Below are 12,536 nucleotides of genomic sequence, written 5' to 3' on the forward strand. Positions count from 1 at the left end.
AGAAGGGGTTACCTTTCTTCATGAGGGGAGGGCCGGGCGCCTTCCCCTTTCTTCTTCTGGCCCAAAATACCTCGGGGGAGGCCATAGGCCGGGGGCAGCGCCCCCTGAAAATATGTCGTCGCGCAGCGGCCTTTGGATCACGCCTTGTATGCGATGAGCAGGTCCATGACATTCGTGCCCGTAGGGCCAGTGATGACAAGGCCGCCGCGGTCTTTCAGCCAGGGATAGGCGTCGGCGCGCGCAAGTGCGTCTGCGCCGCTGTCTGCCCATGTGGTGCCGTCGATCAGGGCACCTGCCGCGTCGGTGGGGCCGTCGGTGCCATCTGTGCCCGCCACGAGGATGCGCAACCCTTGGGTCCCGGCGATCTCTCGGGCAAGCGCGAGACCCAGTGCCATGTTGCGCCCGCCTTGTCCCGGATTGTCAGGCAGTTGAACGACGGGCTCACCACCGAAAATATGCAGGCCGGGTGCGGCATCTCGCAACATCTGGCCGAGGCGCGGCGCGAGGTCCGTGACATCGGCATAGAGTGTTTCGCTGTTTGTCAGCACGGTCACCGGGCTGGCCTTTGCCACCGCCTCCCGCGCGATGGCGTTGCTGGCGATGATGTGCGGTGCGAAGGTAAAGCCCGGATCGGATGGCGCGTCCCCGATGCCGGAGCCGATGGTGCCCAGGCTGTCGCCCTCTACATCCGACAGCGCCAGCGTTGTGACATGTGCCCCTTTGAAGCGGGCCAGCAGTTTGCCGCCCTTGATCTGTGACCGGGACGTGCGGTGCGCGTTCATGTCTCCGATCGGCGCGCCGGAGGCCAGAAGTGCCTGCGTTTCGGCCTTGAGTGCGTCCAGTGTCATGTCGCCTGTCGGAACCTCTGCCAATGAGGACGCCCCGCCTGAAACAAGCATGAGGAGATGACTGCCGGGTTTGCAGGACTGAACCGCATCGATCAGGGCCTGTCCCGCCGTTACGGAGGCCGCATCCGGCACCGGATGGGCGGCCTCGATCACTTGCGCCCCGGTCGGTGTTGTTTCGGCGTGGCCGTATTTTGTGACGATCAGGCAAGGCGTATCAGGCCAGGTTCGTGCCGCGGCGGTCGCCATGGCGGCGGCGGCCTTGCCGACAGCTATGATCCTATCAGGTGCCTGCACGTCTCCGGCGGCAATTGTTCGGCTGACGGCGGCATCCCCCCCGACGGCATTCACACCCGTATACCAGAGGTTGAGAAGATCAGGTGACTTGGGCATGGGGTGACCTCGTTGCGGCAGTAAGTGAGTCCGAATCAACACAATATGTACCTGGAAACGCTGGAAATTGTGATCGGTTGAAAAAAAGACTCTAGCCCTAGAATCATGATTCGCTTATCACTGCCTGCAGAACAAGTGGTCAGCACGGCAAACAATGTCGGCGGCGCGTTACCTGAAGGGACTGCACCAAAGCGGTCTGGGGCGAGAGTGGTGGTACTGAGATGAAGGCGATTGATTTCGTCGTCCGCGATGGCGCGGGCGCATTGCAGCGTGGAGTCGTGCCCATTGATGGCGCTACAACGGTTTCACTGGCAAGCGGGCAGGAGATTTCGTTCAACCTGCGGCAAGTAGATCTGGCAGGTCAGCAGCGCAGCGGCGACGATCTGATCATCACCCTTGTTGATGGGCGCCAGATCACTCTGGAAAACTATTTCAATGATGCTGGCGATGCGAACCGGCTGTTCATCTCTGCCGATGGCTACCTGAACGAGGTTGCGTTTGTCGAGACCGCTGACGGTGAACTGTTTGCCCAGTTCGGGCCAACTGAACAGTGGGGCAAGTGGAGCCCGTCGGACGACCTGATCTATCTGGGCCGCACGGAGGTGGCTCAGGCCGCTGTCGCTGACGAAGAAAGTGTGTCGATGTTGGGCGCGACCCTTCTTGGCGGTGGTCTTTTGGGGGGTGGCGCTGCGGCGGCTGCCGCTGTGATTGGCGGTGCTGCCGTCATCGGTGGTGGTGGAGGCGGCGGCGGTGTTGGTACGCCAGCTGACACCCCGGCGGACCCGACTGTAGACAATGTGGGCACATCTACGAATGTGGGTGGCGACGACACATCAACCCACCGCTTTACCGTGTCCGGCACTGGTGAACCCGGTGACACCGTTCAGGTGACGGCTGGTGGGCAGGTTCAAACTGTTACCATCGCCGATGACGGCACATGGTCGGTCGAGTTTGCTGATGGCACGTTCCCGGCGGATGGAACGGTGGAGACATCGGCGCTCTTTACCCATGCGGGTGGCGGGACGACCACAATTGCCGGCCCGGTTTTTGTCATCGATACAACCCCGCCCGAGGTGGCCGTGACCGAAGGGGTCGACTCGGTCGGTCATATCGTAAACGGCACGGAGCTGTCGGGTGGTGTGACACTTGAAGGCACCGGCGAAGCGGGTGCAACCGTCGCCATCACCGTTGCGAGTGTCACGCGCACGGTGACCGTGCCCCAGGACGGCACGTGGGAGGCCACGTGGCAACCCGGCACGATTGCTGACGGGGAATATTCAACCGATGTTGCCATCGTGGCGACGGATGCCTTTGGCAACAGCACGACCGTCAGCGATACGCTGGTCGTTGACACTGTTGCTTCGGTAACGATGGAGACTGCGACGGTCGAGACGGACGGTGTTGTCAACGCGGCAGAAGCCTCGGATGGCGTGACGCTGACCGGCACGGCGCAGCCCGGATCGACGGTCGAAGTGACCTTTGGCAGCGTGACGCGCAGCGCAACGGTGGATGCTGCGGGCAACTGGTCGGCTGTGTTCGTTGCCTCTGAAATCCCTGCGGGTGAGACTGAGGTTGCCGTGACGGCTGTGGCAACGGATGCCGCTGGGAACAGTGCAACGGCAACCGGGTCGGTCACTGTCGATACGTTGGTCAATGCGCTGGGCTACACCTCCACCGCGGGCGGAGACGGGACAATCAACGCGGCTGAGGCGGCGTCGGGCCTGGTGGTCACGGGCATCGTCGAGCCGGGATCGACTGTTGTCGTAGCTCTGGGCGGTGTCACTGCGAATGCCGTGGTTGCTGCGGATGGCACATGGACCGCAAGTTTTGCGCCGGGGCAGGTGCTGGCCGGGACCTACACGACAGACATGGTGGCAACAGCCACCGACGCTGCGGGCAACACCAGCAGTGTGACCCAATCGGTGAATGTCGACACGCAGGCAAGTGTTCTGACGCTCGACGGTCCGGTTGAAGGGGATGACATCATAAACGGCGCAGAGGCGCGCGACGGGGTGGTCCTGTCGGGCACCGCTGATCCCGGTGCGCTGGTCAACGTGACGTTGCACGGTGTCACGCATCAGGCGGTCGCAGGCACCAACGGTGTCTGGCAGGCGTTCTTCAACGCGACCGAAGTGCAACAAGGCACCTACGATGCGCAGATCACGGCAACCACAACCGATGCAGCCGGAAACACGGCCACGGTGACGGATACGGTGCACGTGGATACACGTGTCGACAACCTGTCTGTCGCGGCGGATGTGATTGAAGGCGACAACGTGATTTCCGGGGCTGAACGGGCCGATGGGGTTGTTGTCAACGGAACGACAGAGCCCGGATCGACTGTGACAGTCACCTTGGGCAGCCAGACGGTGCAGGCCATCGTGGATGCCAACGGCAACTGGCACGCGCCCTTCGCGGCCTCGCAAATTCCCGAGGGCGAATACACGACAAGCGTATCTGTCACCGCGACCGACCTTGCGGGCAACGTGGCCACGGTGTCGGACACCGTGCGGGTCGACACGCTGGTCAACCAGCTTGATATCCAGGACAACGTGACCGCTGACGATGTGGTCAGCGGGGCCGAGGCGCGCGAGGGCATCAACCTTGGCGGACAGGTCGAGCCCGGCTCGACCGTCATGGTCGATTTCAATGGCACTGTTCTGGCGGCAACCGTCGATGCGGCCGGAAACTGGTCGCTGGATATTCCGCCATCGGCCATTCCCAGCGGAGAATATGACGCGGCGATCACTGTCATGGCGACGGACGCTGTAGGCAACACAGAAACCCTGAGCGACACGGTCCGCATCGACACAGAAGCGCCCGATGGTCCTGTCATCGCCAGCTTTACCCGTGATGCGGATGGTATCCGCGGTATCTCGACCGAGCAAAGCGATGGGGATCTGGCCGTGGCGCAGGTCAACGCGGACGGGTCGATCACGGATGTGGCGGCAACACAGATCGATATTGATGTGCTCGGCGAAACGAACTTCCAGTTCCAGACCGATGTACCAGATGGTTCGCACCTTGTGGTGAGCAGCGCGGATGCGGCGGGCAACACCGTTGGCACCTACGTGGTGCTGGACGATGAAAGTGCCAATTCCACCGTCGATCTGGGCAACCCGGATTTGGGCAACTACCAGATCGAAGCGGTTGAGCTGCAATTCGCGGAAGAGGCCAACCTGACGATCACCGAAGCGCAGCTGCTTAGGCTGTCGGACAGCACCAACACGCTGACCATTCATGGCGGCAGCGACGACACGGTGACCATCGCCGGCGCCACGCGCACGGGATCGACCACCGTGGATGGTCAGGCCTACGACATCTACAGCCTTGGGGCCGAAGGCACGATTATTCTGGACGACGATATCGCAGTCAACACGGGCGTCGTCTAGGACACTGACAAAACGAAATTTTCACTGGGCAAGAGCAACTACAAAAAACAATCGAGCACACTCCAGAATGATATGAGGCGCGGACCGGGGTCCGTAACCGCGCCCACACAACCCAACGATAATAACCCGAAACGGGACAGGACTATGGGGCAAGGTGGTATCAAGTTTGCGGCGTTTTTCGCCGCCGTCTCGCTGACTGCGGGGTGTACAGAGGATATGGGCGACGTGCCCTTTGTTTCCCGATTGAACACGGGCGTGGTTGACACTGCGGCGCCCGTATCCCAGGCCGCGTTGCGGGCGACACCCACGAAACATGATGAAACACTGAATACCGAAAGCCCTGTCATTCAGGGCTTGCTGGCGCGCCAGTCCGTGCTGCCTGTGGGCAGTGCCTATGAAACAGTTGCCACTTCAGTCTTGGCCGCCAATGCGCGGGCGGCTGAAACAGAGCTGCGGGCTGCGCGCCTGCGTGCGTCGGCGGCATCGAAGAACTGGTTGCCGACCATTGGACCGCGCGTATCGCTGAACTCCTTGGGTGACGTGATCACGCAGATCGTTGTGGATCAGGTGATTTTCGACAATGGTCGCAAGAAGGGTGAACGCGCCTTTGCCAAAGCCGATGTCGAAGTGGCGGCCGTGGCGCTGGCCGAAAACACCAACGCCCGGGTGGCCACGGGGCTTGGTCTGTATCTGGACGCCGTTGAAGCGCGCGAGAGTGCAGCCGTCCACCGCGCGACCCTGCGCGAGATGGAGCATTTCGAATACATCATGTCTGAGCGCGTCCGGGGCGGCGTGTCCGACATGTCGGACCTGAACGTGATCCGCCAGAAATTGGCTGAGATCCGGGCCGCTATCGCTGCCAGCGATGAAGCGGCGGACACGGCCATTGCAGAGTTGAACGCGATGTCGATCCAGCCGCTTGATGATGTGCGCGGGCTGGAGGCGTTGACCGTCAGCGGCACAGCCTCTCAACCCCTGTCCGTCACCCGCGCCGAAGCTGAGAAAGAGCGCAGCATCGCGCAAGCCCAGATTGATCGCGCCAGCCAATTGCCGGGCATCAACGCGCAGGCCACCGTTGGCGAAAACAGCGGGGCGGGGATCACGGCGGGGGGCATGTCGCTTGGCCTTGGCACCGGCGCGCGCCTGCGGGCGATCGAGGCCGCCAAGGAAGCTGCTCGCCGACAGGTCGCGCAGGCGAATGAGGATGCCAACCGCACATTGCGACGGCTTGAGGGAGAGGTCGCTGCGACCGCCCGTCAAGCGGGTGAGGCGCGCGGGTTGACCGCGCAGGCCAAGGCGAACCTGGACCTGTTCCAGGAACAATATCAGGCCGGGCAGCGGCAGGTCATGGACGTGGTGGGCGTCTATGAAACCTTTGCCGCGCGTCAGGTGTCAGAAGTGCTGCTGAAATACGAAGCCATCCGGCTGCAGGTCGAACTGGCCCGCGTGCAGGGTGTGCTTGCGGACGGAGAGCAGATTTGACCGACAAGCGGCCCTTTACCCTGACCATCACCAATGGAAATCGCGCGCAGATCAAGGCAGCCCCGGTCAAGGAGGCACCGCGCGCGGACAACACCAACCGGATGGCCGACCGACTGACTGCGCGGGCGGATATGGCGGTTGCCTATGCGGGGTTGCTTGGCGTGTCCTCGGCCCGGTCCGACATGGTGGAGACGATGTCGCTGCAATCGCGGGAGGGGGCCAGCGACAAGGTCGAGGCCAGCGCCATTGCAACCTGTTTGCAGGCGGCTGGATTGCGTGCTCGGGTCCAATCGGTCAAGACGCCTGTGCCTGATCACTGGCCTGCGCTGGCATACATGACCAGTGGTCAGGTTGTGCTTGTCGTTGGGCAGGATCGGGATGACCTGATCATTTTCGACAAGACCTGCCCGGACAACCGGGCGCACGTCCCCCTGGCCGAATTCACGCCGTTTTTCGCGGGTTTGCTGGTTAGAGCTGAGGCACCGCTGGAACGTGTGGCTGAGGTGCACAAGACCTTTAAGGTGACAAACCATTGGTTTTGGGGTCAGTTCCCGCGCTTTCGCAAAGCACTGGCCGAGATTGCGTTGGGGTCCTTTGTCGCCAACCTGCTGGCTGTCGCCGTGGCGCTGTTTTCGTTGCAGGTCTATGACCGTGTGATCCCGCATCAGTCCGAGGCGACGTTGTGGGTTCTGGCGGCGGGCGCATGTCTGGCCCTGCTGCTTGAGGCGTTCATCAAGATTGCGCGGGCGCGCCTGATGGACGGGGCCGGGCGGCAGATCGAGCTGTCAGTACTGACGCTGTTGATGCAGCGGGTCATGGGCATGCGGTCGGATGTGCGGGGGCAGTCACCCTCGATGACCTTTTCGGCCATGCGCGAGTTCGGGTCGGTGCGCGAATTCTTTACTGCGTCGACCATCGGCACCATTGCCGACATTCCATTCATCTTTGTGTTCCTGCTGCTTGTGGCGTCCATCGCGGGTCCCGTTGTGTGGGTGTTGATCCTTGGCGGTATCTTGATGGTTGTACCGGGGTTCTTTCTGCAAAAGCGGATGCTGCGGTTGACGCAAGAGACGCAAGGGGCCTCCGCCAAGTCATCGCGCCTGCTGCACGAGGCAATCTTTGAGCGGGATACGGTCAAGACGCAGCGCGCCGAGGATCGCGTGATGCGCCTGTGGCAAGAGCTGACGACCCTAAGCGCCATGAAGTCGTCCGAGCAGCGGCGGCTGGCGTCCGTTCTGACGTTCTGGTCACAGGGCATGCAGCAGATGACCTATGTGGCTGCGGTGATTGCGGGCACCTATCTGGTTTTCGCAGGGCAGTTTACCGTCGGGTCGATCATCGCCGTGGGTATTTTGACCTCGCGTACGCTGGCGCCGCTGACCCAATTGGCGGGGACCATGGCCCGCTGGGGCAATGTGAAGGCGGCGCTGGATGGGTTGGATGCTATTGCCGAGGCGCCGCAGGATGTGGATGAAAGCCGGACCTATCTGCGCCGAGACAGCCTGAAAGGCCATTTCGAACTGCGCGAGGTGCAGTTTCAGTACGAAGACGATGGCGCGCCGACGCTGGATATTCCAGGCGTGCAGGTCATGCCGGGCCAGCGTGTGGCCGTTCTGGGATCGAACGGGGCGGGCAAGTCATCGCTTTTGAAGATCTTGTCGGGCGTCTATGCGCCCACCAAGGGCCGGGTGCTGATCGACGGCACGGACATGGCCCAGATCGAGCCGCGCGACCTGCGTCGGTTGATCGGCTATCTGGGGCAGGATGTGCGCCTGTTCTCGGGCACGTTGCGCGACAACCTGAATCTGACTTTGCTGGAGCGCGACGATGATCGCCTCTATGCCGCACTGGATTTTGCGGGGCTAGGGCAGTTTGTGAAGGCGCACCACAAGGGGTTGGATCTGGAAATCCTTGATGGCGGGCAGGGCCTGAGCATTGGGCAGCGGCAGTCCATTGGTTGGGCGCGCCTGTGGTTGCAGGACCCGGCCATCTGCCTGCTGGACGAACCCACGGCTGCGCTGGATCAGATGCTTGAGAGCACTCTGGTCAGTCGGTTGGAGACATGGATGAACGGTCGCACGGCCATCATCGCCACGCACCGTGTGCCGATCCTGTCGCTGACGAACCGCACCCTGATCCTGCAGAACGGGCGTATGACCCTGGATGGACCGCGCGATGACGTTTTGAACCATATCGGCAAGACCGTTCCGTTGAAGGGCAAGATCGCATGAGCATCGCGGGCACCAATCTGAGCGGTCAGCTTGAGGCTGACATGAAAGGCCCGTCGCTGGTGGTGTGGCTGAGCGCGGGCGCCGTTCTGGTGTTTGTACTATGGGCGGCCTTTGCTTGGGTGGATGAGATCGTGCGCGGCTCGGGAGAGATGATTTCATCCTCGCGCCCGCAGATCATTCAGAACCTCGAAGGGGGCATCCTGGCTGAACTGGCTGTGGCCGAGGGCGATGTTGTCGAGCGCGGCGATGTGTTGGCGCGGTTGCAGGGGACACAGTTTCAATCTCAGGCCGACGATCTACAGGATCAGATCACGGCGCTGGCCGTGCGGCAGTTGCGCCTTGAGGCCGAATTGGCTGGGCAGTTCGACTTTGCCGTTCCGGGCGGGCTGGAGCGGCAGATGCCGGGGCTTGTTGCGTCGGAACGCTCGCTTCTGAATGCCCGGCAGACCGATTTCCTGAGCCGCCGCGAGGGCGCGCAGCGAGTGTTGGATCAGGCCGCGAAGGAACGTGCGCTGCTGGAGGACCTGCTGGAGCGCAAGATCGTGGCCCTGATCGAAGTGACCCGCGCCCGCAAGGCCCATGCGGATGCTCGGATCAAACTGGATGAGATCATCACTCAGACTGAACTGGAACGCGCGCAGACTTATTCGGATACGTTGAAAGAGCTGGGTACATTGCGCCAAACCTACAAGTCGGCTCAGGATCAATTGAACAGGACTGTGTTGGTCAGCCCGATGCGGGGCATTGTGAACAATTTGAGCGTGACGACCATTGGTGGTGTCGTGCGTCCGGGCGAGGAAATTTTGCAGATCATTCCACTGGATGAAGAACTGTTTGTTGAGGCGCGGGTGTCGCCCAAGGATATTGCAGGGGTGCGTCCGGGGCAGGAGGCCAGCGTGAAGCTGAGCGCCTATGATTACACGATCTATGGTGCGCTCAAGGGTGAGGTGAAGCTGATCTCGGCCGACACGTTCAAAGACGAGCGCAAGCCGGATGGTGATCCGCATTACAAGGTGACAGTGCGTGTGGACATGTCTGCGCTGACGGAGCGGCAGAAATCTGTGTCCATCCGTCCGGGCATGCAGGCCGAGGTCGAGTTGCACACGGGGTCGAAGACGATTCTGCAATACCTGATGAAGCCGCTTTACAAATCGCGCGAGGCGTTCCGGGAACCGTAGGGTCGGGTGGGCTTCGAGCCCAAGGTGGCGAATGCTGCGCGACGCATGAAGGTTTGCTGTCACCTAGGCTTTCTCGTATTGTATGACCGATCATGTCTGTTTCCAGAGTGATGATCATTGGTGGGCCAGGTTCAGGCAAAACCTGGTTAGCTAAGCGAATAAGCAGCCAACTGGATCTGCCTGTCTACTCTGTTGATGACGCAGTCTGGGATTGCGACGGCAATTTGAGACCGGAAACGACAATAGATGCACTGGTCCGCGCACAGATCTCTAAAGAGCGGTGGATCATTGAGGGTGGCAACACACGTACATATGAAGAACGGGCGTTGAGATCACACCTCATCATAAGGCTGAACCCTCCAGTCTGGCGTCGTTTCATAAGAGTTTTGCGCCGAGATGGTCCGAAGTTTTCCCTGCTTTTTTGGACATTTGGATACGACAAAGTCTTTGGGGATAAGGATCAGGCGATCCTACGATCTGCAAAAGACATCGCAAACTGTGTTGAACTTAGGTCCAGCAATGACAGCAAAGCTTTTCTTAGCAAGCTTGCTGCCGAACAATCGACATTGGCGTAGCTGCAGCGAAAGCTAACTTCGTCCCGCTTTTGTACAAGCTGCGGCGCGAACTGGTCGATGAATGCGATTTGCGGGCCGCATCCAATCAACGCAGATCGGCCCTCAACACGCCCAGAACGTCTTGCAATCCAGGCCCGAGCAAACATGCGAGGTTGTTGTCTAGCGATCATATCAGATCCAACCGTTTTCACGCAGCACGGACAAACGAGACCTGGCAATTGGAACTTGTTCGCCATCTGACAGAACTATTACCTTGTCGCGTCCTCTCGTCTTGATGTGCACAACTGCCTCTGGCGAAACCCACCATGACCGATGAACCTGCAGGCCGGACGTGTGCGCCAGGAGAGCAACGGCGTCTTTCATCCGCCCTCTGACAAGACAGCACCCCTCTTCCAATCTGAACTCCAGATAATGATCGTAAGCCCTGACAGCCATCACCCCCGATTTTGGCCAGTCCGACGTGGCTGATGCACCCAAATTCTTGTCTATGCTGATATGAGCCTCGACTTGCCGTTCATTGCCAAGTCTTTCGGCGTTGTCACGCCTCTGATCGAACAAGATCCAGATCAAGACCGTCACACCAGCCAATGGCAGCACCGCTGGAGAAAGAAAAACGATGAATTCCAGCATGGGATCAGGGTCTTTTGGCAGCAGACCGATAACCTTCATGCCATGAATTTCAAATCCGGCAACAACGTTTGTCGCCAGCATCGAACCGAGTGCAGCCAGTGTCTGGGAAATCCATCCATCCGACATGGCCCATAAAATGAGAGCTCTGAACAGGATCGCCTGTGCCACGACAAGCACCTTGATTGTCGTCCATAGGATCAGGCGATGATCGAGGCCAAGCTCACCGGTGTCATAGGCACCTGCCGCCGAGAACAAAAGCGCAAGCGACAACGCCATCACACTGCACAGCACTACACAGTTTCGCGCAGCTGCACGCGAGCGAGGGATCTCCCGAAGGTCCGGATGATCGGCATAGTGCACGTCGCCGACTGGTTGCTCTGACAAGTGAGTATGTCGGCCCAAATCGTCCATCCTTTCGAGCGGGAACAGCGTGTAATATGTTCCGCGCGTTGGCGCGGCTTATGCGTTAACGCGTGTTGTTGGTAAAAAGCCTGACACCCGGCAGGCGCGCGAGGCTCTTTGGATCGACACGAAAGACAGCGTTTGGTGCTCCGGCCGCCGCCCATACTTCGTTGTACTTTAGGAGCGCACTGTCCATCCAAGTGTCCAACGCACACAGATGCCCAATCGGTGCAACTCCGCCAATGGCAAACCCGGTCTCGGACCGCACTCGCTTTGGATCTGCCCGCTTGAGCGGTTCGCCGAAGTCTGCGGTGGATCGGTTCAGATCGAGATCATGGCAACCACTGACAAGGACCAACTTGAGTGCTGAGCTTTGTGTCCCCTCGAAGACCAGCGACTTTACGATCTGTCCGACTTCGCAGTCACAAGCCAGAGCTGCATCCGCAGCACTTCGTGTTGTCTCTGCCATTCGTCGCACAGTCAGATCGAGACCGAGGGAGTGGGCGGCATCGTGAACGCGTTTGATACTTTTTGACATAAGAATCCTATTTTAATTTTTGTATACAAAAATATTTATTGAAGACATTTTATCCCTCGTGCAAGGCTGCGAAATGACTTAGTGAGCGGATCATGGCCAAAACAAGCACACGCAATGGAGCGCGCACGCTCCAGATCGCAGAGGAACTCAGGCAAAGCATTGTCCGTGGCGAGTTGGCGCCCGGTACGGTCCTTAGACAGGAAGACCTGGCCAAGAGATTTGAAACAAGCAGAACGCCGATCCGGGACAGCCTGCGTCTGCTGGAACGGCAGGGCCTTGTCTCTGTACCCACGAACAAGGGCGCGGAGGTCACCCTACTGAACGCAGATGATTTTGCGGAGATTTCGGAGATGCGGGCGCTCGCCGAACCTTTGGCACTGCGGCACGCCATTCCCAACCTTACGAACCGGCACCTTGAGGTGGCAGAGAGAATTCAAGCCAAAGCGGAGACGGCCTCGGTCGAGACATTTTCGGACCTGAACAAGGCATTTCACGCCAGTCTTGTTGCGCCATGCAACCGGCCCCGGCTGCTGGCGCATCTTGCCGGCCTTAGTGATCTCAACGAGCGTTACTTGTCGTATGCCGTGACGACATTGGATTACGTGGCGCGGTCCCATGACGAGCATCGCGAGCTCCTGCAGGCATGTTTTGCGCGCAATGCAGATCAAGCCTGTTCGCTGTTGGAACAGCACATCAACGACGCGAAAAACTCGCTACTGGCTCGGATGCAAGACGCGCGGGCGGTCATCCATGACGGGGGCGATGACATCTGCCCATCCTGATTCTCGAAGGGCGCGTCGCAACAGTTTGTCCGGAAGATGGGGTGGTCGCCAACGGCCCGGCGACAAACTGCCCATCCCGTGCCGGGCA

9 protein-coding genes are annotated in these 12,536 nt (G+C 60.1%); 6 read left to right on the top strand and 3 right to left on the bottom strand.

Annotation, left to right across the window (positions count from 1 at the left end; all coding sequences use genetic code 11):
* Positions 1–137: 137 nt before the first annotated feature.
* Complete coding sequence (locus tag AC53L6_RS14350) at positions 138–1,238, bottom strand: glycerate kinase type-2 family protein (protein WP_496908328.1); 1,101 nt, start codon at positions 1,236–1,238, stop codon at positions 138–140.
* A gap of 221 nt (positions 1,239–1,459) precedes the next feature.
* Between AC53L6_RS14350 and AC53L6_RS14355 the strand changes: the two genes are divergently transcribed.
* The 5 genes from AC53L6_RS14355 to AC53L6_RS14375 all read left to right on the top strand — a co-directional run bounded on the left by AC53L6_RS14355 (position 1,460) and on the right by AC53L6_RS14375 (position 10,096).
* On the top strand, positions 1,460–4,630 hold the full coding sequence (locus AC53L6_RS14355) for an Ig-like domain-containing protein (protein WP_496908329.1): 3,171 nt from the start codon (positions 1,460–1,462) through the stop codon (positions 4,628–4,630).
* 144 nt (positions 4,631–4,774) lie between these two features.
* Positions 4,775–6,112 (top strand): TolC family protein, encoded by a 1,338-nt coding sequence (locus AC53L6_RS14360; RefSeq protein ID WP_496908330.1) that lies wholly within the window; start codon positions 4,775–4,777, stop codon positions 6,110–6,112.
* Positions 6,109–8,343 (top strand): ATP-binding cassette domain-containing protein, encoded by a 2,235-nt coding sequence (locus AC53L6_RS14365; RefSeq protein ID WP_496908331.1) that lies wholly within the window; start codon positions 6,109–6,111, stop codon positions 8,341–8,343. The genes AC53L6_RS14360 and AC53L6_RS14365 overlap by 4 nt, the downstream gene beginning before the upstream one ends.
* Positions 8,340–9,521: an HlyD family type I secretion periplasmic adaptor subunit gene (locus AC53L6_RS14370; RefSeq protein WP_496908332.1), complete on the top strand. Its 1,182-nt coding sequence runs from the start codon at positions 8,340–8,342 to the stop codon at positions 9,519–9,521. Before AC53L6_RS14365 ends, AC53L6_RS14370 begins: the two co-directional genes overlap by 4 nt.
* A gap of 92 nt (positions 9,522–9,613) precedes the next feature.
* Positions 9,614–10,096 (top strand): P-loop NTPase family protein, encoded by a 483-nt coding sequence (locus AC53L6_RS14375; RefSeq protein WP_496908333.1) that lies wholly within the window; start codon positions 9,614–9,616, stop codon positions 10,094–10,096.
* 171 nt (positions 10,097–10,267) lie between these two features.
* Here the strand turns inward: AC53L6_RS14375 and AC53L6_RS14380 are convergent, their stop codons facing one another.
* Together AC53L6_RS14380 and AC53L6_RS14385 are read right to left on the bottom strand one after the other, a co-directional pair.
* Positions 10,268–10,894, bottom strand: coding sequence for a LytTR family DNA-binding domain-containing protein (locus tag AC53L6_RS14380; protein ID WP_496908334.1), 627 nt, complete (start codon positions 10,892–10,894; stop codon positions 10,268–10,270).
* 298 nt (positions 10,895–11,192) lie between these two features.
* Positions 11,193–11,597: a YbaK/EbsC family protein gene (locus AC53L6_RS14385; protein WP_299202314.1), complete on the bottom strand. Its 405-nt coding sequence runs from the start codon at positions 11,595–11,597 to the stop codon at positions 11,193–11,195.
* A gap of 161 nt (positions 11,598–11,758) precedes the next feature.
* Between AC53L6_RS14385 and AC53L6_RS14390 the strand changes: the two genes are divergently transcribed.
* Positions 11,759–12,448, top strand: a complete 690-nt coding sequence (locus tag AC53L6_RS14390) for a GntR family transcriptional regulator (protein ID WP_299202317.1) — start codon at positions 11,759–11,761, stop codon at positions 12,446–12,448.
* Positions 12,449–12,536: the final 88 nt, after the last annotated feature.

The sequence above is a fragment of the Tateyamaria sp. LSS28 genome (assembly GCF_059611725.1).